Origin of the sequence: Aliidongia sp. (assembly GCF_035943795.1) — a bacterium.
Taxonomy (GTDB): Bacteria; Pseudomonadota; Alphaproteobacteria; order ATCC43930; family CGMCC-115725; genus Aliidongia.
Map to the genome: position 1 here is coordinate 1 of NZ_DASZBY010000066.1, position 25735 is coordinate 25735.

General features: G+C 67.1%; 29 protein-coding genes. 14 read left to right on the forward strand and 15 right to left on the reverse strand.

The features are described from left to right. Positions 1-348: hypothetical protein (locus tag VGV37_RS11035; protein ID WP_326879720.1), on the forward strand; the 348-nt coding region annotated here is incomplete at its 5' end. A gap of 13 nt (positions 349-361) precedes the next feature. Next, the gene (locus VGV37_RS11040; protein ID WP_326879721.1) at positions 362-880 is read left to right on the forward strand and encodes a GNAT family N-acetyltransferase; all 519 of its coding nucleotides are present in this window, start codon (positions 362-364) and stop codon (positions 878-880) included. Here VGV37_RS11040 and VGV37_RS11045 read toward each other — a convergent pair. The 4 genes from VGV37_RS11045 to VGV37_RS11060 all read right to left on the reverse strand — a co-directional run bounded on the left by VGV37_RS11045 (position 877) and on the right by VGV37_RS11060 (position 4371). After that, on the reverse strand, positions 877-2421 hold the full coding sequence (locus VGV37_RS11045; RefSeq protein ID WP_326879722.1) for an acetolactate synthase large subunit: 1545 nt from the start codon (positions 2419-2421) through the stop codon (positions 877-879). The genes VGV37_RS11040 and VGV37_RS11045 overlap by 4 nt on opposite strands. A gap of 69 nt (positions 2422-2490) precedes the next feature. Beyond that, positions 2491-3417, reverse strand: coding sequence for a haloalkane dehalogenase (locus tag VGV37_RS11050; protein ID WP_326879723.1), 927 nt, complete (start codon positions 3415-3417; stop codon positions 2491-2493). Further along, positions 3414-4007, reverse strand: a complete 594-nt coding sequence (locus VGV37_RS11055) for a TetR/AcrR family transcriptional regulator (RefSeq protein WP_326879724.1) — start codon at positions 4005-4007, stop codon at positions 3414-3416. The genes VGV37_RS11050 and VGV37_RS11055 overlap by 4 nt, the downstream gene beginning before the upstream one ends. Before the next feature lie 73 nt (positions 4008-4080). Next, complete coding sequence (locus tag VGV37_RS11060; RefSeq protein ID WP_326879725.1) at positions 4081-4371, reverse strand: cupin domain-containing protein; 291 nt, start codon at positions 4369-4371, stop codon at positions 4081-4083. 96 nt (positions 4372-4467) lie between these two features. Between VGV37_RS11060 and dctP the strand changes: the two genes are divergently transcribed. The 4 genes from dctP to VGV37_RS11080 all read left to right on the forward strand — a co-directional run bounded on the left by dctP (position 4468) and on the right by VGV37_RS11080 (position 8024). Beyond that, positions 4468-5493: a TRAP transporter substrate-binding protein DctP gene (gene dctP / locus VGV37_RS11065; protein WP_326879726.1), complete on the forward strand. Its 1026-nt coding sequence runs from the start codon at positions 4468-4470 to the stop codon at positions 5491-5493. A gap of 28 nt (positions 5494-5521) precedes the next feature. After that, the gene (locus VGV37_RS11070; RefSeq protein ID WP_326879727.1) at positions 5522-6067 is read left to right on the forward strand and encodes a TRAP transporter small permease; all 546 of its coding nucleotides are present in this window, start codon (positions 5522-5524) and stop codon (positions 6065-6067) included. Further along, positions 6064-7410, forward strand: a complete 1347-nt coding sequence (locus VGV37_RS11075) for a TRAP transporter large permease (protein ID WP_326879728.1) — start codon at positions 6064-6066, stop codon at positions 7408-7410. The genes VGV37_RS11070 and VGV37_RS11075 overlap by 4 nt, the downstream gene beginning before the upstream one ends. A gap of 125 nt (positions 7411-7535) precedes the next feature. After that, positions 7536-8024 carry a PAS domain-containing protein gene (locus VGV37_RS11080; protein WP_326879729.1) on the forward strand — a complete coding sequence of 163 codons (489 nt, stop codon included), beginning with the start codon at positions 7536-7538 and terminating at the stop codon, positions 8022-8024. A 10-nt stretch (positions 8025-8034) separates the two neighbouring features. Here VGV37_RS11080 and VGV37_RS11085 read toward each other — a convergent pair whose 3' ends face one another. The 4 genes from VGV37_RS11085 to VGV37_RS11100 all read right to left on the reverse strand — a co-directional run bounded on the left by VGV37_RS11085 (position 8035) and on the right by VGV37_RS11100 (position 11186). Continuing rightward, complete coding sequence (locus VGV37_RS11085) at positions 8035-8358, reverse strand: hypothetical protein (RefSeq protein WP_326879730.1); 324 nt, start codon at positions 8356-8358, stop codon at positions 8035-8037. A gap of 71 nt (positions 8359-8429) precedes the next feature. Next, complete coding sequence (soxR, locus tag VGV37_RS11090) at positions 8430-8915, reverse strand: redox-sensitive transcriptional activator SoxR (protein WP_326879731.1); 486 nt, start codon at positions 8913-8915, stop codon at positions 8430-8432. Continuing rightward, entirely contained in the window at positions 8878-9819 is a 942-nt protein-coding gene (locus VGV37_RS11095; RefSeq protein WP_326879732.1) for an acetamidase/formamidase family protein, read from the reverse strand. The genes soxR and VGV37_RS11095 overlap by 38 nt, the downstream gene beginning before the upstream one ends. Continuing rightward, positions 9816-11186: an amidase gene (locus tag VGV37_RS11100; RefSeq protein WP_326879733.1), complete on the reverse strand. Its 1371-nt coding sequence runs from the start codon at positions 11184-11186 to the stop codon at positions 9816-9818. The genes VGV37_RS11095 and VGV37_RS11100 overlap by 4 nt, the downstream gene beginning before the upstream one ends. A 219-nt stretch (positions 11187-11405) precedes the next feature. Between VGV37_RS11100 and VGV37_RS11105 the strand changes: the two genes are divergently transcribed. Then, positions 11406-11603: a hypothetical protein gene (locus VGV37_RS11105; RefSeq protein ID WP_326879734.1), complete on the forward strand. Its 198-nt coding sequence runs from the start codon at positions 11406-11408 to the stop codon at positions 11601-11603. Between the two features lie 23 nt (positions 11604-11626). Then, positions 11627-12136, forward strand: a complete 510-nt coding sequence (locus VGV37_RS11110) for an AAA family ATPase (protein ID WP_326879735.1) — start codon at positions 11627-11629, stop codon at positions 12134-12136. A 50-nt stretch (positions 12137-12186) separates the two neighbouring features. Here the strand turns inward: VGV37_RS11110 and VGV37_RS11115 are convergent, their stop codons facing one another. Further along, entirely contained in the window at positions 12187-13920 is a 1734-nt protein-coding gene (locus tag VGV37_RS11115) for an NADPH-dependent assimilatory sulfite reductase hemoprotein subunit (RefSeq protein WP_326879736.1), read from the reverse strand. A 170-nt stretch (positions 13921-14090) separates the two neighbouring features. Between VGV37_RS11115 and VGV37_RS11120 the strand changes: the two genes are divergently transcribed. From VGV37_RS11120 to VGV37_RS11130, 3 genes are all read left to right on the forward strand, one after another. Then, positions 14091-15095, forward strand: a complete 1005-nt coding sequence (locus VGV37_RS11120) for an ABC transporter substrate-binding protein (RefSeq protein WP_326879737.1) — start codon at positions 14091-14093, stop codon at positions 15093-15095. Between the two features lie 90 nt (positions 15096-15185). Next, complete coding sequence (locus VGV37_RS11125) at positions 15186-16172, forward strand: aldo/keto reductase (RefSeq protein ID WP_326879738.1); 987 nt, start codon at positions 15186-15188, stop codon at positions 16170-16172. A gap of 58 nt (positions 16173-16230) precedes the next feature. Further along, a complete protein-coding gene (locus VGV37_RS11130) occupies positions 16231-16815 on the forward strand; it encodes a TetR/AcrR family transcriptional regulator (RefSeq protein ID WP_326879739.1) in 585 nt (194 codons plus the stop codon). A 3-nt stretch (positions 16816-16818) separates the two neighbouring features. Here VGV37_RS11130 and VGV37_RS11135 read toward each other — a convergent pair whose 3' ends face one another. The 5 genes from VGV37_RS11135 to pcaF form a co-directional block, all read right to left on the reverse strand. Further along, positions 16819-17904 carry a YeiH family protein gene (locus VGV37_RS11135; RefSeq protein WP_326879740.1) on the reverse strand — a complete coding sequence of 362 codons (1086 nt, stop codon included), beginning with the start codon at positions 17902-17904 and terminating at the stop codon, positions 16819-16821. A gap of 8 nt (positions 17905-17912) precedes the next feature. Further along, a complete protein-coding gene (locus VGV37_RS11140; RefSeq protein ID WP_326879741.1) occupies positions 17913-18035 on the reverse strand; it encodes a hypothetical protein in 123 nt (40 codons plus the stop codon). A 96-nt stretch (positions 18036-18131) separates the two neighbouring features. Continuing rightward, complete coding sequence (locus VGV37_RS11145) at positions 18132-18638, reverse strand: RrF2 family transcriptional regulator (protein WP_326879845.1); 507 nt, start codon at positions 18636-18638, stop codon at positions 18132-18134. A gap of 67 nt (positions 18639-18705) precedes the next feature. Continuing rightward, on the reverse strand, positions 18706-21540 hold the full coding sequence (locus VGV37_RS11150; protein ID WP_326879742.1) for a PAS domain S-box protein: 2835 nt from the start codon (positions 21538-21540) through the stop codon (positions 18706-18708). A 148-nt stretch (positions 21541-21688) separates the two neighbouring features. Continuing rightward, on the reverse strand, positions 21689-22891 hold the full coding sequence (gene pcaF / locus VGV37_RS11155) for a 3-oxoadipyl-CoA thiolase (RefSeq protein WP_326879743.1): 1203 nt from the start codon (positions 22889-22891) through the stop codon (positions 21689-21691). 171 nt (positions 22892-23062) lie between these two features. Between pcaF and VGV37_RS11160 the strand changes: the two genes are divergently transcribed. The 3 genes from VGV37_RS11160 (at position 23063) to VGV37_RS11170 (ending at position 24629) form a co-directional block, all read left to right on the forward strand. Further along, a complete protein-coding gene (locus tag VGV37_RS11160) occupies positions 23063-23755 on the forward strand; it encodes a YafY family protein (RefSeq protein ID WP_326879744.1) in 693 nt (230 codons plus the stop codon). A gap of 65 nt (positions 23756-23820) precedes the next feature. Beyond that, positions 23821-24207: a VOC family protein gene (locus VGV37_RS11165; RefSeq protein ID WP_326879745.1), complete on the forward strand. Its 387-nt coding sequence runs from the start codon at positions 23821-23823 to the stop codon at positions 24205-24207. Further along, positions 24204-24629, forward strand: coding sequence for an EVE domain-containing protein (locus VGV37_RS11170; RefSeq protein WP_326879746.1), 426 nt, complete (start codon positions 24204-24206; stop codon positions 24627-24629). Before VGV37_RS11165 ends, VGV37_RS11170 begins: the two co-directional genes overlap by 4 nt. 6 nt (positions 24630-24635) lie before the next feature. On the opposite strand, the gene VGV37_RS11175 is transcribed toward VGV37_RS11170, so the two are convergent. Beyond that, positions 24636-25571 carry a LysR family transcriptional regulator gene (locus tag VGV37_RS11175; protein ID WP_326879747.1) on the reverse strand — a complete coding sequence of 312 codons (936 nt, stop codon included), beginning with the start codon at positions 25569-25571 and terminating at the stop codon, positions 24636-24638. Positions 25572-25735: the final 164 nt, after the last annotated feature.

The following is a 25735-nucleotide window of genomic DNA, read 5'->3' on the forward strand; positions in this document are numbered from 1 at the left end:
GAGGCGTTGGCGCTCGCCACGAAAAACGATGCCGACATTCTGGTACCGATCGAGCAGGCCGCCCATCCGTTTCCAGGCGGGGAGGTCAGCCTCGTCGCCACCAGCCCCTATGAAGCGAGCCGGCTGCTGGCGCCGGAAAGCTGGGCCACAATTGCCGCGAAGAATGGCGGACAGCTGCTCGTGGCGGCCCCCGGCACCGATGTCATGATCTATATGGATGCACGCCGCCCGAATGCGGTGGACACCATGCGGCGTGCCGTAGGCGTGGTAGCAATGAAGGCAACCCGGCCGCTTTCATCACAGATCTTCAAATGGTCGCCCGCCGGCTGGGCGCTGGTCCAACAATGAAGAACCCCGTCCGATGAACGAGATCGCCCCACCGCTCCGCATCACCCGGCTTGCCCTCGATGCCGCGCCGGAGGCGATCGCGGCGGCGCGCCTGCTGCTCGGCGAATATCGCGACTATGCCCGCGCCACGGCCGGGCCCACTTTCGGCATGGCCAAGCTGGAACAGCAGATCGCCGGGCTGCCGGCGAGCCACGTCGGCCCGGACGAAGGGCTGCTGATCGCCTGGGTCGGCGACGCACCGGCGGGCAGCGTCGTCTATCGGCCGCTGCCGGAGGTCCTGCCGGAGCGGGCGTCGGAGTTGAAGCGGCTGTGGGTGCGCGACGCGTTTCGCGGCCAGCGCATTGCCGAGGCGCTGGTCGCGGCGGTCGCGACCCAGACCCGGTCGCTCGGCGGCACCGCGGTCTATCTCGATACCGAGCCCGAGCGGATGCCGGCCGCCGTTCGGCTCTACCGGCGTCTGGGCTTCGTCGAATGCCCGCTGTACCGGGCATCCGACGACGAGGTCACGGCGTTCCGGCTGTCGCTCGGCTAGAGCACCGCCTCCACCAAATAGGGTCCGGGTGTCGCCAAGCCTTCGGCAAAGGCGCGGTTGAAGGCCGCCATGTCGGTGACCCGCACCCCCGGCACGCCCATGCCGCGGGCGAGCGATACCCAGTCGAGGTCGGGCCGGCCGATGTCGAGCATGTCGAGCGCCTTGCGGCCGACATTCTGCGCGCCGACGTTGGCAAGTTCGCCCAGCAGAATGGCATAGGACCGGTTCGCGAACAGCACGATGGTCACGTCCAGGCTCTCGCGCGCCATGGTCCAGAGCGCCTGCAGCGTATACATGGCGCTGCCGTCGGCCTGCAGGCATACGGTCTTGCGATCGGGGGCGGCAAGCGCGGCACCCGTTCCCATCGGCAGGCCGAGCCCGATCGAGCCGCCCATGTTCTGCAGCCAGGTATGAGGGCGGGCCTGCCGCGTCGGCGGAAAGAACGCGCGGCCGGTCGACACGGCCTCGTCGATCACGATCGCATTCTCGGGCAGCAGCGCCGCGATCGACAGGCTGAGCGCCTCGGGCGTGATCGTTCCCGTCACTGGCGTCGGCAGGGCCAGGCCTGCGACCGGTGCGGCGTGCCGGCCGGCGCCGAGCGCATCGGCCAGGGCTTCGAGCGCGCCGACCAGATCTTCCTCCGGCCGTGCCAGCACATGCATCTGCGCATCGGGCGCGGTCAGCACGCTGGGCTTGTCCGGATAGGCGAAGAAGGCGACCGGCTGCTTCGAGCCGACCAGGATGACATGGCGGAAACCGGCGAGCGCCGCCACCGCCAGATCGACCAGGTAGGGAACCCGGTCGATCGGCACCCGGCCGGCGCCGCGCTCGATCCGGGCGTTGAAGGTCTGCGCCATCAGCCGCGCGCCCGTCGCGGTCGCGATGCGGCCGGCCAGCTCCAGCCCGCGCTCCCGCAAAGCGGGGCCGGTCAGCAGGATCAGGGTCGGCTCGCCCGAGCGCAGGATGCGCGCCGCATGGTCGATGGTGTCGCCGGAGACCACGGCACGGCCCGGCACCGGCGGCACCACGGCCGGCCCGGCGCTCTCGTTCCAGGCGGTATCGGCCGGCAGGATCAGGGTCGCGACCCGGCCGGGCGGCGTGCGCGCCGCCGCGATCGCCGCCGCACCGTCGACCGCGACGCTCAGCGCATCGGGCGAGGTCCGGACCCAGCCGGAAAACGGCTTGGCCGCCGTCTCGATGTCGGAGGTCAGCGGGGCGTCATAGGCCCGGTGATAGCTCGCATGGTCGCCGACGATATTGACCATCGGCGTCGAGGACTTGACCGCGTTGTGCAGGTTCGCAAGGCCGTTGGCGAGGCCGGGCCCCAGGTGCAGCAGCGTCGCCGCCGGTTTGTCGGCCATGCGGGCATAGCCGTCGGCCGCACCGGTCACCACGCCCTCGAACAGGCCCAGCACGCAGCGCATGCCGTCGACCCGGTCGAGGGCGGCGACGAAATGCATTTCCGACGTGCCGGGATTGGCGAAGCACACCTCGACCCCGCCATCGACCAGCGTTCGCACCAGGCTTTCCGCACCGTTCATCCCGCTTCCCCCCATTTCGTCTGCGCGCTTCGGCCTATGCTTTCCCCAGAATGCCGGCAGTGCAAGCGGTCATCTCGATGGGCAGGACATGGAACGAGCGGAGGCCGCGCCGATCTCGCCGAGCCACACCGAGACCGCCTTGCCGATCGCCGCCGGATGATCTTCCTGTAGATAATGGGCACCGGGACCAAGATGGACCAGACGGCAATCGATCAAATCGCGTGCGAAGGCTTCGGCCTGGGCCGGCGAGACCAAGGCGCCGGGATCGCCGCAGAACAGCAGTTTCGGATAGGTCGATGCCCGCAATGCGGCATGGTCGCCGGCGCTGATGGCCCAGACGTCCGCCGGCTCGCCGGCGATCGGCAGTTCGCGGGGAAACTGCAGTACCGGCCGACGGGACTCGGGCGTTGGAAACGGCTCCAGATAGGCGGCCATCTCCCTCTCGGTCAATGGGCGCAGCACCGAGCCGGGCAGCACGCGCTCGATGAAGACGTTGTCTTGGAGGATCAGCTGCTCGCCCTGCCCGGGCGTCCGAAAAGCCTGGAACAGATCCCGCGCCTGGGACCGCTGGTGAAAGTCCTCCCAGCCCGCCATAGGACGGATGAATTCCATGAAAGCGAGGCCGATCATGCGGTCCGGATAGCGGGCGGCACGATGGAAGGCGAGCGCCGTGCCCCAGTCCTGCGCCACGATCGCCAGGTCTCCAAGGCCGAGAACCTCCAGGAAGGCGTCGAGGTAACGGACATGATCGGCGAAGCGATACGCGATGTCCGGCTTGCCCGATCGCCCGAAGCCGATGAGGTCCGGCGCGATGCAGCGCGCCACCGGCGCCACGTGCGGAATGATATCGCGCCAGATGAAGGACGAAGTCGGATTGCCGTGCAGGAACAGGACGGTCGGCCCGGCCGAGCCTGCTTCCAGATAGGACAGGGTCGATTCCAACACGGCGATCTCCCGCCGGATGGCAACGGGGCTGGCGATGGGAACTCCGGTCATGGGCGGTCCTTTGCGAACAGGGCTGCGGCGATGATTTTCTTGAAGCGTTCGAGCGGTTCCGGGCTGCGATCGACCTTCATCCGCATCATGGCGCCCTGCCAGCCGCTGAGCAGGAAGTCGGCCAGGTCGTCGGCGCTGAATGCCGTCGTTATATCGCCGGCCGCCTGTCCCTCGGCGATGCAAGAGGCGAAGGGCACCCGCCATTCGGCGAAGATGTCCGACAGCCGTTGGCGCAGCGGTTCGCTGTGACAGGCGACTTCCAGGCTGAAGTTGCCGATCATGCAGCCGCGCGTCCAATCCTCCAGCGCCAGCTTTCCCGTGATGACGTCCAGATAGCGCCGCAGCCGGTCGGCGGCCGGCAGGCCGTCATCGGCGAGCGCGGCCTCCACCAGGCCGCCGACATAAGCGAAATAGCGGTCGAGGATCTCGCGGGCGAAGCTTTCCTTCGAGACGAAATGATTGGTGAACGAGCCCGGCCGCGCGCCGGCGGCATCGACGATGTCGCGCACGCCGGTGCCGGCATAGCCAGTCTTCCACAACAGTTGGAAGCCGGCATCGAGCAGTTTTTCGCGAAGGGACGGTCTGGCCATACCGATACAATACAAACGTACGCAAACTAGTCAATCAAAACAATACGACTGTCCGTAAACTCGCGCGCCGGCCTCAGCCCGGCCGGTCCTTCAACTCGATCTCGACGAAGGCGAAAGGCTCGTTGCCGGCATTGAGCACGTCGTGCTCGACACCGGCCTTACGGAAATAGGCCTTGCCCGGCGCGAGTTCGGCCAGTGTTTCCCCGGCGGCGGCGATCGCCTTCAGCAGGCCGGCACCGAGCGGGACGACGACATAATCATAGTCGTGGCGATGGGCACCGGTCGCGGCCCCCGCCTCGAACCGCCATTCGGTGACCCGCACCTGGTCATTGTCGACATGGGTGATCGCGGTCGCCTGGGACATGGTCACGCACTCCTCGGTTTTTGCGCTGCAACAGGCCTTCATCTCTGCGTGCGCACGATATAGTGTGGCGGCCAAACTGTCCTGGGGAGGAACATTATGCAGATTGCCCGCCGTACCGTCCTGACCGGCCTGATCGCAGCCCCGGCCATCATCGCCGCCTCGCGGCGCGGCTTCGCCGCCGATGCCAAGACGCTGAAGATCAGCCATCAATTTCCGGGCGGCACGATCGACCAGGGCGATTTCCGCGACCGGATGTGCCGGATGTTCGCCCAGCAGGTCGAGAAGAAGACCAATGGCGCGCTGAAATTCGAGATCTACCCGGGCTCGTCGCTGATGAAGACAAACTCGCAATTTTCGGCCCTGCGCAAGGGCGCGCTCGACATCAGCCTCTACCCGCTCGCTTATGCCGGCGGCGAGGTGCAGGAGGTCAACATCGGCCTGATGCCGTGCCTGGTGACCAGCTACGAGCAGGGCTTGGCCTGGAAGAAGGCACCGATCGGCACCGAGCTGGTCAAACTGCTCGACGACAAGGGCGTCAAGATCCTGACCTGGGTCTGGCAGTCGGGCGGCGTGGCCTCTCGCGCGAACGCGGTCGTGGCGCCGGACGATACCAAGGGCTTGAAGGTACGCGGCGGTAGCCGCGAGATGGACCTGATGCTGAAGCAGGCCGGCGGCATCATCTCATCGGTGCCGTCGAACGAAATCTACGCCGCGATGCAGACCGGCTCACTCGACGCCGCCGTCACGTCGTCGACCAGCTTGATCTCGTTCCGCCTGGAAGAGATCTCGAAGAACCTGACGACCGGCCGCGGCAAGAGCTTCTGGTACATGCTCGAGCCGCTGCTGATGTCCAAGGCGATCTTCGAGGCGTTGCCCAAGGACCAGCAGACCGCGATCACCGAGGTCGGCATCGAGATGGAGCCGTTCGCGCTCAAGGCGGCCAAGGACGACGACGAAGCGATCGCCGCGATCTACAAGAAGGCCAACATCCCGGTCGCCGACATGGACGAGGCGACGGTCGAGAAATGGCGCAAAATCGCCGAAGAGACCGCCTGGAAGGATTTTGCCGCCCGCAACGCCGACTGCGACCGGCTGTTGAAGCTCGCCGCGGCAGTCGCGTGACGCCCAGGGTCCGGACCGCTCGCACCCGATGACCGGCTTCGTCGATCCGGCGACGGCAACTTTGCCGAAGCCCCGTGGCCCCCTGGGCTTCGTCCAGGGGCTGCTCGACCGCATCAACGGCCTGGCGGCACTCGCCGGCGGTATCGCCATGGGAGCCGCCGGCCTGGTGCTGACCTGGGAGGTGGTCGGGCGCTATTTCCTGAAGATCGCATCCGACTGGCAGGACGAGCTGTCGTCGTTCCTGCTGCTGGGTGCCACCTTCATGAGCGCCGGCTGGGTCCAGCGCCGGCGCGGTCATGTCGGCATCGATGCGCTGGCCCATGTCCTGCCGATCTGGGCCGACAACATCCGCCGCCTGATCGCCGATTTCCTGACCTTCGCCTTCTGCAGCTTCTTCTGCTGGAAATGCTGGACCCTGCTGGGCGAGGCGATCACGGACGAGCAGACCAGCGATTCCGCCTGGGGGCCGCCGCTGTGGATTCCCTACGGCCTGATGGCGGTCGGCATGACCATTCTGGTGATCCAGCTGATCCTGCAACTTTTGCTGCGTGATGGAGCGCGAGCCCGCCCGTGAGCCCTCTCGACATCGGACTGCTCTACGGTGCGGCGACGCTCATCGTGCTGTTCAGCGGCATGCCCATCGCCTTCGCGCTGGGGACGGTCGCGACCGTGTTCATGCTGGGCTTCATGCCGACGGCCTCGCTCGACACCGTTGCGCAGAACGTGTTCGAAGAGATGTCCAGCATCACCCTGCTGACCATCCCGCTGTTCATCTTGAAAGGGGCGGCGATCGGCAAGTCCAAGGCCGGCGCCGACCTCTATTCGGCACTGCATGCCTGGCTCGGCCGCGTGCCGGGCGGGCTGGGCGTCGCCGTCGTGATCGCCTGCGGCCTGTTCGCCGCCATGGCCGGATCGAGCCCGGCGACCTGTTCGGCGATCGGCAGTTCGGGCATTCCGGAAATGCGGCGCCGCGGCTATTCGCCGGGGTTCGCCGCGGGTCTGGTCGCGGCCGGCGGCACGCTCGGCATCCTGCTGCCGCCGTCGATCACCCTCATCCTCTATGCTGTCGCGGCCGAGCAATCGCTGGGCAAGCTGTTCCTGGCCGGCATCGGGCCCGGCCTGCTGCTGGTCGGATTGTTCGCGATCTACGCCATGATCCACCACGGCCAGGAAGCGACGCGCGCCCGCAAGGTGCTGGCCGAGGGCGGGCCGCGTTCGCCGATCCTCAGCGAGGAACGCTTCACCTGGCGCGAAAAGCTGCAGGCCCTGCCGCGCGTCATGCCGTTCATCCTGCTGCTGACCGGCGTCATGGTGGCGCTCTACGGCGGCATCGCCACCCCGTCGGAAACGGCCGGCCTGGGCGCCGTCATGGCGATCGCGCTGATCGCCGTAATCTACGGTGCCTGGCACTGGCGGGACCTGACGCCGATCTTCGGTTCGACCCTTGGCGAAAGCACCATGCTGATGATGATCATCGGCATGAGCCTGCTTTATTCCTACGTGATGAGCTACCTGCACATCAGCCAGGGGGCCGCCGAGTGGATCGTGGCGCAGCACCTGTCTCGCTGGGTGCTGCTGGCCGCGATCCTGGTGCTGGTCGTCGTACTGGGCTTCTTCCTGCCGCCGGTCTCGATCATCCTGATGACCGCGCCGATCATCCTACCACCGCTGCGCGCCGCGGGCTTCGACCTGATCTGGTTCGGCGTCGTGATGTCGGTCGTGATGGAAATGGGCCTGATCCATCCCCCGGTCGGTCTGAACATCTTCGTGATCTCCAAGATCGCACCCGACATCCCTTTGAAGGACGTCGTGTTCGGCACCCTGCCCTTCGTGCTGCTGATGATGCTGGCGGTCGTGCTGATGTGCCTGATCCCGGGCATCGCGACGGCGCTGCCGGACTGGATCTACCGAAAGTAAATCGGTCGGGTCCGTTGGGTCGGTCGAGCGTCGGGATGTTCTGCCGCGATTGACAGAACCCTTGCAACCATGGAGGGATCCCCCTAGTTCACGTCCATCAGCGCGGTGGCGGAGTAGGAGCGGCGATGATCACCGAGCACGCCATCGTTCCGGGCAGCACGCGGCGGCTGGCGGTCGAGGAATGTCGGCCGGAGCTTCAGCAGCTTTATTTCCTATGGCAGAAGCTGCGCGGCATCCGCCTGATGCCGGCCCGACGGGATTTCGATCCGGCCCAGGTGCCGCGGCTGCTGCCCGACATCTTCCTGGTCGACGTGCTGGCAAGCAACCCGCCCGAACGGCGGTACCGCGTCCGTCTGCAGGGCACCGCCCAGGTGGATTACTACGGCGCCGACTGGACCGGCTCGTACATCCACCAGATGATCGACCGGGGCTCCGCCGATCGGTTTTGCGCCATCGGCGATCATCTGGTGTCGACGCGAGCGCCCTGGACGTCGACCGGCAAGCTCTATTGGCTGCCGGAAAAGCCGTTCTATCGCTTCGAGACGGTGCTGCTGCCGCTATCTGACGACGGGATCGCGGTCAACATGGTGCTGGGACTGACGCGGCTGTTCTGAGCTGCTGCCGTCAGATTTCGCCGAACCCGTAGAGCATTTCATAGGTCCCCGGCACCGCCGTCTCGATCAGCGGCCGCATGCGCGCCAGATGTTCGGTGAAGCGCGGATCCTGGGCGAACCGGCCGGCATCCCCCGCCGTCTCGAACACGGCGAGCAGCACCAGTTGGCGTCCGTCGGTGGATCGATAGAACCGGCTGCCCTTCAGCCCCTCTACCTGGCCACGAAGCCGCAGATACTGATCCATCTGCAGGGCGACGCATTCTTCGAAGCGATCGGGTTTCGGCGTCAGGATACTGACGTTGACGACGGACTGGGCGGTTTCGGTCGAGGGCATGAGTATGCTCCAAAGTATGGCAGGAGCGTCTCTTCTAGAACCTCAAGCAATCTTTAGGTCAAGCGCTGTTTTCAGTCGGGATCGAGCAGGCGCGGCCCGGTGCCCTCGACCGACAGCGCGTCCTGGGGATTGCGCAGCGGGCACTCGTCGAGCGACAGGCAACCGCAGCCGATGCAGCTGCCGAGCTGGTTGCGCAGACGGGTCAGCCGATCGATGCGCTCGTCGAGGTCGGCCTTCCATCGTTCGGACAGCCGCTGCCAGTCGGCCGTCGTCACCGGCGCATCGACCGGCAGGCTGGCCAGCGCATCCCGGATCGCGGCGAGCGAAATACCGGTGCGCTGCGCCACCTTGATGATCGCGACCCGGCGCAGCACGCCGCGCGGAAAGCGCCGCTGGTTGCCTGCCGTGCGCCGGCCGCGGATCAAGCCCTGCGCCTCGTAGAAATGGATGGTCGAGACGGCGAGGCCGCTGCGCAGCGCCACCTCGCCGACGCCCAGCTCCCGGCGGATCTCCCCCACCCTAGCGGCGCACCAGCAGGCTCTTGGCCAGCATGGCATGGATGCCCTTGTTGCCGTCGACCATCTGGGTCACGCGCAGGTCGCAGGCGACGCTGGTCAGCATGTAGGCATCCTCGCGCGCCAGGCCGGTGGCATTCGCGATCAGGTCGATCATCTCGCGCAGCGCCGTCGTCGCGGCATCGTCGAGGTCTGGGTCGAAACCCATGGTGATCCAATGGGTCGGCGTTTCGGCACGCGGCAGCGGGAGCTTCAGGTCCTTGCGCAGGATGATCTGGAAGCGCCCTTCCAGCGCGGTTTCGAGTGCGGTCAGGCAGACCTCGCCGTCGCCCTGCGCCCCATGGCCGTCGCCGACCGAGAACAGCGCGCCCGGCGCGAACACCGGCAGATAGAGCACGGTGCCCGGCACCAGCTCCTTCAGGTCCATGTTACCGCCATACGCGCGCGGCTCGATCGTGCTGACAGCGCCGAACGCGGCCGGCGGCGCCACGCCCATGACGCCGAAGAACGGCGTCAACGGCAACTCCGTGCCCCAGGGCAGGATCGCTACGCCGCGCTCCCGGTCGAGGCGGGTATGCCAGGTCTTGCCGAACGGAAAATCCGCCGGCAGGGAACCCATGGTCGGGTGGATGCGCGTCCAGGCCCAATCTTGCCGGCATTCGACGGACTCGATGCGGATCTCCAGGACATCGCCGGGCAGGGCGCCCTCGACCGCGACCGGTCCGGTCAATAGATGTCCGCGCATGCGCGGCACCATGGCCTCGATCACCGCCTGGTGATCCGGCAGGACGGTGAATCCCGGGGGCGGCAGCACATCGCGTCCGCCGGAAATGCTCTCGATCGTCACCCGATCGCCCGACCGGATGGTCAGGACCGGCGGCAGGCTCGCATCGAAGAAGCCCCAATGGCAGGTCTCGGGGCTGGAGCCCAGGCGATGGTCGGTCATGAGGCCGCACCGGACGCCAAGGCCGCCTCGACCGCCTGGCCGACCGCGAGCAGCCGCCGATCGCCGCCATGTTCACCGACCAGCGACAGGCCGACCGGCAATTCGCCGGGTGCCTGGACCGGCAGGGTGAGTGCGCAGCGGTCCAGTGCATTGAACAGGGACGTGTTGCGCAGCACCAGGCCATTCCATCGCATATAATCCGCATCGGCGACCAACTCGTCCTGCCGGGGCGGCGGCACCGGGACGGTCGGCGTCAGCACCGCGTCGAACGGTGCCGTCGCCTGGTCGAACGCCGCGATCAGGGCTGCCCGCAGCTCGAGTGCCGCAATGTAATCCGCCGCAGACACCCCGGCCGACGCCTCAAGGCGCGACCGCACGCGCGGATCGTAGCGATGGCCGGCCTGGGCCAGCAAGATCCGGTGCCAGGCGAAAGCCTCCGGCCCGGCCACACCGCCCAGCCGGTTGATGTCCTGGACGCGCGCCAGCACCGCCATCGGCGTCTCGACGATCCGGGCGCCGGCATCGGCCAGTTGCTTCAGCGCCCGGGCGAACGCCGTCGCCACGACCGGGGCCAGGTCGTCGAGCACGTAGCCGGTCGGCACGGCGAAGCGCAGGCCGGCCAGCGGCAGATCCGGCAGAGGCGCCGGATCTTCGCCGGCCAGCACCGCGTCGACCAGCGCGCAGCACGCGACCGAGGCGGCGAGCGGCCCGATCGAATCGAGCGAGGTCGACAGCGGCACCGCTCCGGCGCGCGTGATCCTTCGCTGGGTCGGCTTCAGCCCGACGAGCCCGCAGAACGCCGCCGGAATGCGGACGGAGCCGCCGGTATCGGTGCCGATGGCAACGGCGCACATGCCATCGGCGGCGGAGACGCCGGCGCCGGAGGACGAGCCGCCGGGCACGCGCGCCCGATCGAACGGGTTGCCGGGCGTGCCGTAGTGCGGATTGAGCCCGAGGCCGGAATAGGCGAATTCGACCATGTTGCTCTTGCCGACGATCACGGCGCCGGCGGCGCGCAGGCGCCGGACGATCGGCGCGTCCTCTGCCGCGGGGCGACGATCGCCGAGCGCGGTCGAACCGGCAAGCGTCACCTCGCCGGCGACATCGAACAGATCCTTGATCGAGACCGGCAGGCCCGCGAGCGGCGAGGCGACCTGGCCCTGCGCGCGCAGGGCATCGCTGGCCGCCGCCGCCGCCCGCGCTGCGGCGCCATAGGTCCGGGTGAAGGTCCTGGCTCCCTCACCCGAAGGGTCGGCGATGCGCGCCAGCGCGGTCTCGGTCAATTCGGCACTGGTAGTTCGGCCGGCCGCGAGATCGGCGGCGAGACCGGCAAGAGTCGGCAGGCGGGAGGCGGACGGACGGGACATGGGGATGAGTCCTGAGGCGGAAGCGAGGCGCTGATGTTGGCCCAGGAAACATCGCCGATGCAATTGCCGATCGGCCGGTTCGTCGTTATCCATCCGTTAACGCGAACCTGAAACCCTGCAGCCCGGCAAAGGACCGTCGAGACGGTTCCCGAGCACCATGTTCCGTCCCCGTCCCGGCCCGATGCGCCGGGCTCGGCCGATACTTGAAAGGGATCGCTCATGAGCGTTGTCGGACTGACCCTAGCCAGCGGCGAGCCCGTCTACGTCAACCCGGATCGGGTGAACCGGCTCAGCAAGGCGGCGTTCCTCGCCTCGGACTCGTTCACCGAAGTCTCGTTCGGTCACGGCGATACCGTCGTGGTCAAGGGCGACATGGACTATATCGCCTTCCAGCTGTTCCCCGACCGCGTCCGGTAATTCTTCCGGGACATTCATCGGCCATGCTGATCGTGTTCGGCGGTCTGCCCGGCACGGGCAAGACGACGCTGGCGCGAGCGATCGCGCATGAGCGGCATGCGACTTATCTCAGAATCGATACGATCGAGCAGGTGCTCCGCGGGTCGGGCGTGGCCGATCCCGTCGGCCCGGCCGGCTATCTCGTGGCCTATGCCGTTGCCGAAGCCAATCTCCGCCTGGGTCGGACCGTCGTCGCCGATTCGGTCAACCCGCTTGCGATCACGCGGGACCGATGGCAGGAGATCGCCGAAACGGCGGGCTGCAGGATCGCGGAAATCGAGATCGTCTGCTCTGACCCGAACGAGCATCGGCAACGTGTCGAGGCGCGGACCACCGACGTGCCCGGCTTGGTGCCGCCAACCTGGCAGCAGGTTCTCCAACACGAATATGACGCGTGGAACCGGCCCCACCTGATCCTCGACACCGCCGGCCTAACTCTCGAGGCGAGTCTGACCGAACTGCGGGCCGCAATCGACCGCGGTTGCCCCGTTTAGGTCGCGCGGAAACCACGCCTTCGCGCTGTTAAGCAACCAGGCGATCCCCGCTATTCGGCCGCGTTGGCGGTCGCGCGTTCGGCCGTTGCAGCGATGCGGTCGAGACCCCAGCGGCGACAGAAATCGCCGAAGCCTTCGCCTTCATGGCGCTCGGTCGCGAACAGAGCGATGACCGGCTCCAGAGTCCGGCCGATCTCGGCCATCGGCACGCGCTCGAACACCCGGGCATTGAGCCGGGTCGTGTCGAAATCGCCACCCAGATAGATCGCGTAATGGCCGGGAATGCGCCCGACCAGGCCGATGTCGCCGACCGACGGACGGGCGCAGCCGTTCGGGCAGCCGGTGACGCGCAACGCGATCCGCTCATCGCCGACGCCATGCCGTTTCAGCACGGTCTCGATATCGACCAGGATATCGTCCAGCACCCGCTCGGCCTCGGTGAGCGCCAAGCCGCAGCTGGGCAGCGCCGGACAGGCGAGCGCGAAGCGGCGCAGCAATGTCTCGGCACCCGGCAGGATGACACCCTCTTCCTCCAGGATGGCTTCGAGCCGTTCTTTGTCGGCCAGATCGACATCGGCGAAGATGACGTCCTGGGCGGGCGTGAACACCGGACGCGCGGCGATTTCGCTCAACACCCGGCGCAAGCCGGTCGCGACCCGTACCTTGCCCTTGTCCTCGATCCGGCCGCTCAGGATCGGCAGGCCGTAATACCACTTGCCGTCGCCCTGCGGATGCCAGCCCGAATGATCCTTGATGCGCAGGGCGGGGAAAGCCGGCGGATCCGCGAGCGGTTTGTCCAGATGACGCTCCATCTCGGCCTTGATGCGCGGCAGCCCCAGGGCGTCGACGACGTATTTCAGTCGGGCGTGCTTGCGATCGACCCGGTCGCTATGGTCGCGATGGATGGCGAGTACGGCCTTGACCGCCGGCAACAGGTCGTCGGGCTCGACGAAGGCGACATAGCTGGCGAGGCGCGGATAGGTGTGCGCCTTGTTGTGGGTCATGCCCAGGCCGCCGCCGATCGCGAACACGTAGCCCTGGAGCCGGTCGCCGTCGAACAGCGCGACGATGCCCAGATCGTTGGTCAGCACCTCGATCGAATTATCCTCGGGCGCGGTGATGCCGATCTTGAATTTGCGCGGCAGGTAGGTCGGGCCATAGAGCGGATCGACCTCGGGCTCGGCCTTTGGTGCCGGCCGGATTTCCTCGTCGCCGACCCAGATCTCGTGATAGGCGCGCGTCTGCGGGAACAGCGCGTTCGAAATCATGACCGCGTCGGCGCGGATGCGACGATGCACCGCATCCTCGACCGGTGCAGCCGTTGCCGTCACGTTGCGCGCCACGTCGCCGCACGCACCGAACGTAGTCAGCAGCGCCTGGTTCACGCCGTGGATGGTCGCATACAGGTCGTGCTTGGCCACGCCATGGAACTGCAGGCCCTGGCGCGTGGTGATGCGCAGGCGGCCCTGGCTGTAGGATTGGGCGAGCGCGTCGACCGCCAGATACTGCTGGGCCGTCATCAGGCCGGCCGGCGCCTTGATCCGCGCCATGAACTCGGTCCGCTTCTCGGCACCCGCCTGCTTCAGTTCGGTCGCACTGTCGCGGTCGTACCCCTGATAGATTCCGTGAAACTTCAGCAGCTGATGGTCGGATTCGGCAAACGCCGTGGTCGGCGCGCGCAGTTCCTCGGATATCCCGCCGCGCAGGCGCCGGCTCGCCGCCTTGAAGCCTTCGACCTTGGAAACCTTGTTCCCTAGGGCTTCCGCCCTGTTTTCCGCGACCATCATCGAGCTCCGCCGACCGACCACATATCCAAACTGGGCTACGATAAATAGCCTTATTCAGAAAATGTAAATTACAGAATTTCACCGGATACATATGTTTATTTGTTTGTGGCTTGCAAGCCTCATCCCGTGCGACAGTCGGGTGCGGTCACTGCGGGCGAGGGAACCCCATGCGCTTGGCACCGGCGGCTCTGGCGTTGCTTGCGATGCTCCTCGGGGGCATTGCGGCAGCCGGGGCCGAGACCAACGAGATCCACATCGCGATGCAGCCGGGCGTCGGACAATTGCCGATGAGTGTGCTGCGAGCCCAGGGCCTGATCGAAGCCGCGGTCGAACACCATGGGCTGCCGCGCCCGACGATCGACTGGACCGACCTCGCCGGCGGGGCTGCTCTCAACGAAGCGCTGATCGCCGGCCGGGCCGACCTGATTGCCGCCGGCATCACGCCGATGATCCAGATCTGGGCCCGCAGCCGATCCTCGCTGGGCGTGCGCGGCATCGCGGCGCTGGGCTCGATGCCGCTGTTCCTGGTGACGGCCGATCCGCGCATCCGGACGATCCGCGACTTCGGCGCGCAGGACCGCATCGCCGTACCGGCGGTCGGCGTCAGCATTCACGCGATCGTGCTGGAAATGGCGGCGGAGAAGAGCTTCGGCGACGGCAAATGGGCGCAGCTCAACGATCAGACCGTGAGCATGACCTTCGCCGACGCCGCCATCGCGCTCATGACCCGGTCGCGGACGGTCACCGCCGCTTTCTCGGTCTCGCCGTTCCAGGAACAGCAGTTGGAGGATCCGCACATTCATCGGATCCTGAGCAGCTACGAGGTTCTGGGCGGGCCGCATACCCAGGCGGCGCTCTACGCGACCGCCAGGTTCCATGACGACAACCCGGAAACCTCGTCCGCGATCTTCGAAGCGCTCGACCAGGCCATGCGCTTCATCCGGGACGATCCCAAGGCGGCCGCCGCGGCCTATGTGAAGGTCGAGCAATCGCCGCTCAGCGTCGATTTCGTCGAGCACATCGTGCGCGATCCCGACCATGTCTTCACGATCGTGCCGCAGAACGTGCAGAAGTTCGCCGATTTCCTGTACCGCACCGGCCAGATCAAGGCCCCCCCGAAATTCTGGACGGACCTGTTCTTCGGCGAGGTCGCGGCGAAGTCCGGAAGCTGATCGGCCGCCCCTTCGAATTATCAATTACAAATATTGTAATTTGTCACAGACGCCCTTAAATGTTCCCCGGAGCAATCAAGGGAGCATCCAATGCGACAGCGGCTTCTCGGGACCGGCGGTCCCAGCGTTTCGGCCATCGGCCTCGGCTGCATGGGCATGTCGGGCATCTACGGTGCCGCCGACGATGGCGAGAGTGTCGCCACCATCCGGGCAGCGCTCGACGCCGGCATCAACCTGCTCAACACCGGCGATTTCTACGGCATGGGCCATAACGAATGCCTGGTGCGGGAGGCGATCCGCGGGCGCCGCGACCAGGCCTTCGTCTCGGTCAAGTTCGGGGCACTCCGGTCACCGGACGGCGCCTTTGTGGGCTTCGACAGCCGGCCGGCAGCGGTGAAGAATTTCCTCAGCTACACGTTGCAGCGGCTCGGCACCGACCATGTCGATCTGTATCAGCCGGCGCGTATCGACCCGGCCGTGCCGATCGAAGAGACGGTGGGTGCCATCGCCGATCTGGTCAAGGCGGGCTACGTCCGACACATCGGCCTGTCCGAAGCATCGGCGGCCACGGTCCGGCGCGCCCACAAGATCCGTCCGATCGCTGCGTTGGAAATCGAGTATTCGCTGATCGACCGCGAGATCGAGGCCGAGGTCCTGCCGACCCTGCGCGAATTGGGCATCGGCCTCGTCGCGTATGGTGTGCTGTCACGCGGGTTGCTGGGCGGCGACGTCAAGCCGGGCCAGAGCTTCGCGCCTGGCGATTTCCGCGGTCATTCGCCCCGGTTCACGGCCGAGAACCTGGCGCAGAACCATCGGATCGTCGAGGCGCTGGCCGCCTTCGCCGCCGAACGCGGCACGACCGCGGCCCAGGTGGCGATCGCCTGGGCGCTGTCCCGCGGCCCGGACATCGTGCCGTTGGTCGGCACCAGGCGGCGCGCGCGTCTCGCCGAAGCGATCGCGGCGAGCGAGTTGGTCCTGGGCGAAGCCGACCTCGCAGCCCTCGAGACGCTCATCCAGCCGGGCCAGGTCGCCGGCACGCGCTACGCCACCGCGCAGATGGCGCTCCTCAACGGCTAGGCAAGGCCCTACTCTCTCTGGCGAACGGAAACCCCGCGAGCCAGAGAGACCAGCCGATTTGAGCGATGCGACGCGTGAGCGAATCCTGGAGGCGACCGAAACCCTGCTGCGCCGCCACGGTGCCGACAAGGTCGCCGTAGTCGACGTGGCCCGCGCGCTTGGCATGAGCCACGCCAATGTCTACCGCTTTTTCGACAGCAAGGAGGCACTGCGCAATGCGATCGTCGAGCGCTGGCTGCTCCGGGTCACCGCACCGCTCGATGCCATCGTCGCCGCCGACGGCCCGGCGGGCGAACGCTTGCGTGAATGGTGTCTGGTCCTGATGGCGGAGAAACGCCGCAAGGTGCTGGACGATCCCGACATGTTCGCGGCATTTCAGGGCCTGGTCTCCCACGCCCGCGCGGCGTTGACCGGCCATATGGGCCACCTGACCAGCCAGGTCCACGCGCTGATCTCGGCCGGCTGCCAAAGTGGCGAATTCCGGGTCGCGGACAAGGATGCGGCGACCCACATGGTGCTGGACGCGACCGTGCGCTTCCATCATCCCCGTCTGGTCGCCGAGGCGGCCGGCCTGGATCTCGATCGACGCGCCGACGCCGTCATCCGGATGGTGCTGGCCGGCCTGGCCGGTGGGGTGCTGTAACGGCTACAGCCCGATCCACCTATCAGCACCGACGACCAGCCCGAGCGTAAGCACGGCGATGACCGCGCCGCCGATGGCACCGACCGCGAAGGGGCGCCAGCCCTGCCGGGCCATCTTCCGCAGATCGGTGCTGAGACCGACCCCGGCGAAGCACAGCAGGAAGGCCCAGCGCGACAGGTTGGCGAGGCTCGCGACCTCGGGGCCGGTAAAGACATGCAGGCTGGCCAGCAGCGAGATCGCCAGGAAACCCAGGACGAACTTGGGAAATTTCTGCCAGAGGAAGGCCGTCTTGTTTTCGATCTTTCCGGCGAGGCCTTGGCGCGCCCAATAGACCGCGTAGCCCAGCACGACGAAGCCGATCGTGGCGTTGCGCATGGTCTTGGCCAGCACGGCGAACTTGCCGGCCGTGTCGGAATACAGCGCGCCTGCCGCCGTCGCCTCGGCGGTATTGTCGACGCCCAGGCCGGCCCACAAGCCATAGGCATGGTCGCTGAGGCCCAGCCCGTGGCCGATGGCCGGGAATGCGAACAGCGACACGGCGCCCAGTGCCAGGATCGCCGCCATGGCATAGGACGCGTCCTCGTCCTCGGCTTCGATCGCTCCCTTGGCCGCGATGATCGCCGAGACGCCGCAGATCGAGGACCCGACCGCGAGCAGGGAGACGAGCTTCGGCTTCAGCCCGAACGCCTTGCCGAGCAATGTCATGAAGATCAGCGAGCCGACGATCTCGATCGCGACCAGGCCCAGCGTCACGCCGCCGACCTTGATCAGGTCTCCGACCAGGAAGCGTACGCCCAGCAGCACGATGCCGGCCTTCAGCCAGAATTCGTAGGTCGCGACGCCGGCACGGAACAGGCGCGGCACGCCCGCGGTATTGGCGATGGCGAGGCCGATCAGGATGGCCCAGAGCACATATTCGATGTTCGGCAGCGCCTGGTGATGCGCCTTGCCGTAGGCCGCGATCGACTGCTCGATGAATTTGCCGCCAAGGCCGATCGCCGTCAGCAGCAACAGGCCCGGGACGAGATCGATGACCCGGCGCACCAGCGGCGACGGATCGGGCGCGGCGATCGCAATATTCTCGCTCATGATGCGCCCTACCAGCCGATCGGCGGCAGGAGATCGAACCCGACGAGCAGGGCCAGGACCAGGGCGGTCAAGACCGCCCACCAATCCAGCGAAATCCGGTCGAGCAGGCCGGGCGAGGTGGTGGAGGACATCAGGAAGCTCCGCTGAGATGATTTGTCGCGGAGCAGCCTGATATCAACAAATCCCAGACGTCAATTGTAATTTATAACACAATAGAAATATGTGTTTTATATCACGAAATCGACGATGCCGTCGCACTTGCTGGTCAGGCCCGCCAGACGGCTCAATCGACAGAGTTCGGCCAACGTCACCCGGTCGAATTCGGCCAGCACGAGTTCGTGGACCCGTTCGACCATCGGCAGCACAACTTTGCGCATGGTGGGCGACGGGGATTCAGTGAAAGGCGTCGGTTTGTCCTGGCCCATCATGGCACGCGCGATAGCCCCCACAGTGACGCTGCCGCGCTCGGCGCCCAGCAGATAGCCGCCGTTCGGACCGCGCACGCTCTTCAGCAGGCCGGCGCGGGACAGGCGCTGCAGAATGGCCTCGAGCTTGCGCGTCTCCAGCCCCTGGCGCTGGCCCAGTTCGGCCGCCGGCAGCGGTCCGCTGGCACCATTGAACGACACGTCCAGCATGATGTCGATCGCCAGGAGAAAGCGCCGCGGCAGCCAGGCGGCCAAACCCCGCAACAAGGCTTCGGCATCCTCGTCACCCATCGTCCCGCTTACCGCCATCGTCAAAACACGTCTCCCGGCCCGGTTTGCATCTTTGCAGCCATCTTACATGAGCGGCGCGTGGAAATCAGCTATTGGGGTGTCCGCTCGTGCCCAGTTCCAGCTGGTCGCGAATGACGCTGGCCAACTGGTCGATCGTGCTCTGGGATTTGACGAGCACCGCGACCAGCTCGTCGCGCCGTGTCGCGTCGATTTCCTGGGCCGAGAACAGCACGGTGGGCGGCGAGCGTAGGCCCTTGGTGTTCTTGACGTCGTCGAGCAGCGTGAGGCCGGAACCGTCGACCAGGCCCACGTCGAGGATGATCAGGTCGATGTCGCCGCCGAGGAGCCGGCGGCGCGCCTCGACGAGCGAGGGCGCCGCCACCACGTCGGCCTCGTCGCGCAGCGCATATTCGACCAGCTTGACGATATCGGGGTCATCTTCGACATGGAGCACGCGCGGCTTGCCGGCACGGCGGCGCGACAGGTCCAGCGCATGATGCAGCCGATCGCCATCGACCGGCTTGCCGATCCAGTCGACGACGCCCAGCACGTTGCCGGTCAGGCCGCGGTCGGCGACCTTCTCGTCGAGCCAGGCCGAAATCACGATGACCGGCATGCCGGCGTGACGCGCATCCGCACGGATCCGGCGCAGCATGGCGATCCCGTCGCCATCGGGCAGGCGCAGGTCGAGCGTCATGGCATCGAAGGTGCCGGCATCGAGCAGGTGCATGGTCTCGTCGGCCGTCGCGGCCCGGATCGACTGGTAGCCGGCATCGGACAATTGCGCCCGCAGGATCTGGGCGACGTCGTCGTCGTCCTCGCAGATCAGCACCCGCTTGTCGCCGCCGTCGAGCACGGGCAGATCGGTCAGGCGGGCGCGCTTCTCGGGCAGGTCGACATGGAAGGTCGAGCCGACGCCCCATTCGGACTCGAATCCAATCCGGCCGCCATGCCGCTCGACGATGGATTTCACGATCGACAGGCCGAGCCCGGTTCCGCCCTTCTGGCGACTATCCGTCGCGTCCGCCTGGGCGAATTTCTGGAAGATGCGCGGCTTGAAGGCCTCCGGAATACCGCGCCCCCGGTCGGTGACCGCGAGGTGGAGCATGCCCGACGAACGGCTGGTCGAAATCAGGACCCGCCCGCCCGCGGGCGAAAACTTGACCGCGTTCGAGATCAAGTTGGTCAAAACCTGCAGCAGCCGATGCTCGTCGCCCCAGACCTCGGCATCGAGCATGTCGCCATCGAGTTCGAGGGCGACCTGGAATTTCGCCGCGAAATCCAGGTTCTCGGCGATGGCCCGATCGACCAGCCGCTTGATCGGCACGCCGGAGAACTCGAAAACCAGTTTGCCGGCCTCGATGCGCTCGAGGTCGAGGATGTCGTTGATCAGGCGCACCAGCCGCTCGCAATTCGAGCGCGCGATGGCAACGAGGCCCAGGGCCTTGTCGGGCAGCGTGCCGGCCGTGCCCTTGGCCATGAGCGCGAGCGCGCCCGAGATCGAGGTAAGCGGCGTGCGCAACTCGTGGCTGACGGTCGACACGAACTCGTTCTTGACCCGCTCCAGCGCCCGCTTCTCGCCGATGTCGCGCACGGCCGCGACGAACAGGCGGTGACCGCGCAGCACGGTCTCGGTCAGTGCGATCTCCATCGGAAAGATCGTACCGTCGGCCCGCAGCCCCTCGACCTCGCGCACGACGCCCAGGATCGAGGAGAAGCCGGTTTCCAGATAGCGCTCCAGATACCCGTCATGGGCCGAGGCGAAGGGTTCCGGCATCAGCATGCGCACGTTGCGCCGCATGACAAGGTCGGCCGGATAGCCGAAGATCGTCTCGGCCGCGCGGTTGAAGCTTTCGATCGAGCCCGACGGGTTGATCGTGATGATGCCGTCGAGCACGCTGTCGTTGATCGCTGCCAGCCGCTGGTGGCTCGCCGCCAATTCGGCCTGGGCATGCTCCAGGTCGGTCACGTCGGCGATGGTCTTGATCCGGGCGGCACTTCCGGTCTCGTCGACGATCCCGCTCGCTACGGCCAGTACGGTGCGCACCGTGCCGTCGGGTCGCGTCACGGTCAACCGCCGCGCCTGGCCCGGTGCGGCGAAATCACTGAAGAAAGCCGGTCGCCGGCCGACCAGAGCCGCCTCGTCTTCTCCCAACAGCGCCGAAAAGGCCGCGTTGACCCGGCGCAGCTTACCGTCCGGACCGGTCAGCGCGATACCGACCTGGACCGTATCGAAGATGATCTGCAGCAGCCGTTCGCGGGCATGGATCCCCGCTTCCGCCGCCGCCCGTCGAACCGCTTCGCGCCGCAGCAGCATGAAGGCCGCCGCCATGACCAGCAGCATCACCAGGCCGGCGCCGAGGAAGATCCACAGGCTTTCGATCCGCGCCCGATCCGCCGCCGTCGTGCGTTCGGCCAGCAGGCCCAGTTCGGTGTCCCGCATGGATTGGCTGAGCGCCCGGATCTGCGCCATCACCTGGATGCCCTTGCCGGCCGGGACCGCCGCAGTGACCGGCTTGTCGCCTGCCGCGTGGAAGCGCTTGATGCCCTCGGCAAAACCGGCCTGCCGCTCGGCGATCAGATCGGCCAGACGATGCGCGGCCTGCAACTCGGACGGATTGTCGGCCAGCAAGGCATCGAGTTCCGTCGGCAGCCGGTCGAGCGCCGTGGAGGCGGCTTCGAACGTGATCAGGAACTGATCGTCGGCGGTCAGGTCGTAACCGCGGATGCTGGTCTCGCAATCGGTGATGGCGGCCCGCACCGCGGCGAGCTTGTCGATCACCTGGTAGGTGTGCTTTACCCAGGCCTCGCGCTCGCCGACCGCATTCTGTGCCCTGAGCGCGAGCAGCAGGCTGCCGGCCATGATCGCGATCAGGGCCAGGCCCAACAGGCCGACCGCCGCGCGCTCCAGTGTGCGCATGATCCCTCGGATAAAACGACCCGTCGTCCGTCGCCGATCGTGGCACCAGCCGGGCCGTCACGCAAACGGTGCGCGCGCCGTCCCGCAGAAAACGACCTAGTGGCTCAAAACGATCCGCCGTCACCACCATAGCGTGATTATGGCAAAATCAAACCCGTTCGATCACCATGGCAATGCCCTGGCCGACGCCGATGCACATGGTGCAGAGCGCGCGCCGCGCCCCGCGCTGCTCCAGTTCGACCGTCGCAGTCAGCGCCAGGCGCGCGCCGCTCATGCCCAGGGGATGACCCAGCGCGATGGCGCCGCCGTTCGGATTGACGAAATCGGCATCGTCGGGCAGGCCCAGATCGCGGGTGACCGCAAGCGCCTGGGCAGCGAACGCCTCGTTCAGCTCGATCACGTCGATGTCGCTCAGCGACAGGCCGAGCCGGGCCAGCACCTTGCGGGTTGCCGGTGCCGGGCCGAAGCCCATGATGCGCGGCGGCACGCCCGCGACCGCGGTCGACAGGATGCGCGCGCGGGGCGTCAGTCCCCAGCGCCTGGCCGCGGCCTCCGACGCGATGATGAGCGCCGCGGCGCCGTCGTTGACGCCCGACGCGTTTCCGGCGGTCACCGAGCCGCCGACGCGGAAGGGCGTCTTCAGCTTGGCCAGTTGCTCCAGGGTCGTGTCCGGGCGCGGGTGCTCGTCGGCATTGAACTCGACGGTTTCACGGCCGCGCTTGACCGTGACCGGCACGATCTCGCGGGCGAGGCGGCCGGACGCCTGGGCCCGGCCGGCCCGCTGCTGGCTGCGCCAGGCGAACGCGTCCTGGTCGACGCGCGCGACGTTGAAATCGGCAGCGACGTTCTCGGCCGTCTCGGGCATCGAGTCCGTGCCATAGGCCTCGCGCATCTTGGCATTGACGAAGCGCCAGCCGATCGTGGTGTCGTAGATCTGCGCATCGCGCGAAAAGGCGCTGTCGGCCTTGCCCATGACGAAGGGCGCGCGGCTCATGCTCTCGATGCCCCCCGCGATGAACAGCTCCCCATCGCCGGCCCGGATCGCGCGCGCCGCCGCGGCGATCGCTTCGAGCCCCGAGCCGCACAGCCGGTTGACCGTGGCGCCGGGCACCTTGTCGGGCAGGCCGGCCAACAGCAGCGCCATGCGCGCCACGTCGCGATTGTCCTCGCCAGCCTGGTTGGCGCAGCCCAGCACCACGTCGTCGACCGTGGCCCAGTCGACCTCGGGATTGCGTGCGACCAGGGCGGCGAGCGGGACGGCCGCCAGATCGTCGGCCCGCACGCCGGAAAGCGCGCCGGCATAGCGGCCGATCGGGGTCCGGGCGAAATCGCAGATGAAGGCGTCGGGCATGGCGGGGTCCTCTCGTCTCTACAAGCGCGGTTCGGTCAATTGTTTAGCAGCATAACGAAGGTTCTGGATGGAGCCTAGCGCCCGGGACGGGATCCGCGGGTTGAGATCTTCGCAATCCCGGCAACTGCTGCCAGAATATGGCACCATGATGCACTGAACAGGAACGGCGCCTTGTCGCGATCGGAACGGTTGCTCGATCTTCTGCAGGTGCTGCGCCGCCACCGCCTGCCGGTCAGCGGCCTGGTGCTGGCCCGCGAGCAGGGCGTCAGCATCCGGACGCTCTACCGCGACATCGCCACGCTGCAGGCCCAGGGGGCGGATATCCAGGGCGAGCCCGGTGTCGGCTATGTGCTGCAGCCCGGCTTCATGCTGCCACCGCTGATGTTTTCCGAGGATGAGATCGAGGCGCTGGTCCTGGGCTCGCGCTGGGTCGCCGAGCGGGCGGACGACCCGCTGGGTGCGGCGGCACGCAATGCGCTGGCAAAGATCGCCGCCGTGCTGCCGCCCGACCTGCGCGACGCGCTCGACACCTCTGCCCTCCTAGTCGGGCCGGGCGCGCCGATCGTCGCCCACACCATCGACCTGGCCGTGATCCGCAAGGCGATCCGATCCGAGCGCAAGCTGACCATCGCCTACCAGGACAAGGGCGGCGACGCCTCCCGGCGGACCATCTGGCCGTTCGCGCTCGGCTTCTTCGACCGCGTGCGGGTGATCGTCGCCTGGTGCGAGTTGCGCCAGGGCTTCCGGCATTTCCGCACCGACCGCATCTCCGACCTGGTCGCGAGCGACGTCCGCTATCCGCGCCGGCGCCAGGCGCTGCTGAAGGAATGGCGCGAGGCGGAAGGAATATCATCCCGCGGATGACGACTACTGCCATAAACTGGCAGCATGTCGTCGTATCGTTCTCCCACACCACACAGGAGCCGACCATGCCCTCCCAGAATTACGTGCTTTTCTACGTCGAAAGCCCCGCCGCCAGCGCCACCTTCTACCGCGACCTGCTGGCGCGCGAACCGGTCGAGACCTCGCCGACCTTCGCCCTGTTCGCCCTCGACTCCGGCCTCATGTTCGGCCTGTGGTCGCGGCACACGGTCGAGCCGGCGGCGGGTGCGGCGGGGGGTGGCGCCGAATTGGCCTTCACGGTTGAAACCTACGCGATCGTCGATGCGACCCATGCCGACTGGCAGGCCCGCGGCCTGTCGATCCTGCAGGCGCCGACCACGCTGGATTTCGGACGCACCTTCGTCGCCACCGACCCTGACGGCCATCGCCTGCGCGTGTTCGCGCCGATGCCGGAAGCGGAGGGCGCGCAATGACCGGCCATTGGGTGGCGGTAGCTTCCGCCGAGCATGTCCGTCGAGGCCGCGCCGAAGGCTTCATGCAGGTCTGCCACGGCAAGGCGACGCCCTTGAAGCGGATCAAGCCGGGCGACCGCGTCGTGTATTACTCGCCGACCGTCACGTTCGGCGGCAAGGACCGGTTGCAGGCGTTCACCGCCCTCGGCACGGTCCGCGACGGCGAGCCCTATTGCTTCGACATGGGTCAGGGATTTCGACCCTATCGCCGGAACGTGGCCTGGGCCCAGGCGGCGGAAACGCCGATCCAACCCTTGCTGGAGACCCTGCAATTCACCGCCGGCAAGCCGAATTGGGGCTATCAGTTCCGCTTCGGGCTGTTCGCGATCAGCCCGGAGGATTGGCGCGGGATCGAGAGGGCGATGGGCGCGACATCGCACTGAGACCGTTCAAGCCGCCTCGGCGCCATCGCCGAGCGGTTTCGCGGCTTCGGCGACGAGGTCGCGAAACCAGCGCTCCGCCGGATCGGCTTCGGTCTTGACGTGCCAGACCATCGACACCTCGACCGTCTGCACGAAAGGCAGGTCGATCCGGACCAGATCGCGGGCCAGGTCGACCAGCGCCTCGGCGGCGATGCCGGGCAAGGTCGCGATCATTTCGGTCGAGCGCAGCACCGGCGGCAGGGCCAGGTAGGTGCCGACCGTCGCCGCCACCCGGCGCTTCAGGCCGCGCGCGGCCAGATGCGGGTCGATCGAGCGGATCGCCTTGCCGGTCGGCGACATCACCACGTGGGGCCACGCGACATAGCGTTCGGCGGTCAGGGGCGCGCCCAGGACCGGATGGCGCTGATGAACGAGCGCGCTCAAGCGTTCGCGATAGATCAGGCGTCGGCCGAAGCGTGGAGCCTGGTCGCGGAAATGCCCGACGGCGAGGGTCACGACCCCACCGTCCAGCTGTTCCGCCGTCGCCGCGAAATCGAGCGGCATCAGCCGCAGATCGGCGTTGGGCGCCCGTTCGACCATGAGCCGGGTCAGCCGTTCGATCAGCGCGACCTCGGCATACTCGGCGATCGTGGCCAGAAAGCTGCGGCGGGTGGTCGCGGGATCGAAGTCGTGCTGCAGGTCCAGCGCACGCCGAATGCGCTCCAGCGCCCCTTCCACGAGCATGCCGATCTCGTGCGCCTTCGGCGTCGGCTCCATGCCGTGGGGCAGCCGGATAAACAGGTCATCGCCGAACAGATGGCGCAATCGCGTCAATGAGTGGCTGAGCGCCGGTTGAGAGACGCCGATCGAGATCGCGGCCCGCGTGACCGAGCGCTCGCGCAGCAGCGCCTCGAACGCCTTCAGCAGGTTGAGATCGACGGAAGCGATATTCAGCCCATTCATGTCCGCAATATAATTAATCGATTTGGCGTATGCCAGCTCCGTTCATAGCTTGCACTGCAGCATGCCGTTCCCCGCTCCATTTCGTATGAGATAATGCTATTTTAATACGCGTGTGGCTGTTCTGGGGACCGAAGAGGCCGGCGCTTTCTGATCGAAACAGAATA

Bases quoted from the DNA above. Each gene is read 5' to 3' on its own strand.
- pcaF (WP_326879743.1), bottom strand. From the start codon at position 22,891: ATGCCCGACGCCTTCATCTGCGATTTCGCCCGGACCCCGATCGGCCGC.
- VGV37_RS11040 (WP_326879721.1), top strand. From the start codon at position 362: ATGAACGAGATCGCCCCACCGCTCCGCATCACCCGGCTTGCCCTCGAT.
- VGV37_RS11110 (WP_326879735.1), top strand. From the start codon at position 11,627: ATGCTGATCGTGTTCGGCGGTCTGCCCGGCACGGGCAAGACGACGCTG.
- dctP (WP_326879726.1), top strand. From the start codon at position 4,468: ATGCAGATTGCCCGCCGTACCGTCCTGACCGGCCTGATCGCAGCCCCG.
- VGV37_RS11135 (WP_326879740.1), bottom strand. From the start codon at position 17,904: ATGAGCGAGAATATTGCGATCGCCGCGCCCGATCCGTCGCCGCTGGTG.
- VGV37_RS11100 (WP_326879733.1), bottom strand. From the start codon at position 11,186: ATGTCCCGTCCGTCCGCCTCCCGCCTGCCGACTCTTGCCGGTCTCGCC.
- VGV37_RS11115 (WP_326879736.1), bottom strand. From the start codon at position 13,920: ATGGTCGCGGAAAACAGGGCGGAAGCCCTAGGGAACAAGGTTTCCAAG.
- VGV37_RS11125 (WP_326879738.1), top strand. From the start codon at position 15,186: ATGCGACAGCGGCTTCTCGGGACCGGCGGTCCCAGCGTTTCGGCCATC.
- VGV37_RS11060 (WP_326879725.1), bottom strand. From the start codon at position 4,371: ATGTCCCAGGCGACCGCGATCACCCATGTCGACAATGACCAGGTGCGG.
- VGV37_RS11050 (WP_326879723.1), bottom strand. From the start codon at position 3,417: ATGACCGGAGTTCCCATCGCCAGCCCCGTTGCCATCCGGCGGGAGATC.
- VGV37_RS11140 (WP_326879741.1), bottom strand. From the start codon at position 18,035: ATGTCCTCCACCACCTCGCCCGGCCTGCTCGACCGGATTTCGCTGGAT.
- VGV37_RS11095 (WP_326879732.1), bottom strand. From the start codon at position 9,819: ATGACCGACCATCGCCTGGGCTCCAGCCCCGAGACCTGCCATTGGGGC.
- VGV37_RS11080 (WP_326879729.1), top strand. From the start codon at position 7,536: ATGATCACCGAGCACGCCATCGTTCCGGGCAGCACGCGGCGGCTGGCG.
- VGV37_RS11165 (WP_326879745.1), top strand. From the start codon at position 23,821: ATGCCCTCCCAGAATTACGTGCTTTTCTACGTCGAAAGCCCCGCCGCC.
- VGV37_RS11150 (WP_326879742.1), bottom strand. From the start codon at position 21,540: ATGCGCACACTGGAGCGCGCGGCGGTCGGCCTGTTGGGCCTGGCCCTG.
- soxR (WP_326879731.1), bottom strand. From the start codon at position 8,915: ATGCCATGCTGGCCAAGAGCCTGCTGGTGCGCCGCTAGGGTGGGGGAG.
- VGV37_RS11120 (WP_326879737.1), top strand. From the start codon at position 14,091: ATGCGCTTGGCACCGGCGGCTCTGGCGTTGCTTGCGATGCTCCTCGGG.
- VGV37_RS11085 (WP_326879730.1), bottom strand. From the start codon at position 8,358: ATGCCCTCGACCGAAACCGCCCAGTCCGTCGTCAACGTCAGTATCCTG.
- VGV37_RS11170 (WP_326879746.1), top strand. From the start codon at position 24,204: ATGACCGGCCATTGGGTGGCGGTAGCTTCCGCCGAGCATGTCCGTCGA.
- VGV37_RS11175 (WP_326879747.1), bottom strand. From the start codon at position 25,571: ATGAATGGGCTGAATATCGCTTCCGTCGATCTCAACCTGCTGAAGGCG.
- VGV37_RS11045 (WP_326879722.1), bottom strand. From the start codon at position 2,421: ATGAACGGTGCGGAAAGCCTGGTGCGAACGCTGGTCGATGGCGGGGTC.
- VGV37_RS11070 (WP_326879727.1), top strand. From the start codon at position 5,522: ATGACCGGCTTCGTCGATCCGGCGACGGCAACTTTGCCGAAGCCCCGT.
- VGV37_RS11105 (WP_326879734.1), top strand. From the start codon at position 11,406: ATGAGCGTTGTCGGACTGACCCTAGCCAGCGGCGAGCCCGTCTACGTC.
- VGV37_RS11055 (WP_326879724.1), bottom strand. From the start codon at position 4,007: ATGGCCAGACCGTCCCTTCGCGAAAAACTGCTCGATGCCGGCTTCCAA.
- VGV37_RS11145 (WP_326879845.1), bottom strand. From the start codon at position 18,638: ATGGCGGTAAGCGGGACGATGGGTGACGAGGATGCCGAAGCCTTGTTG.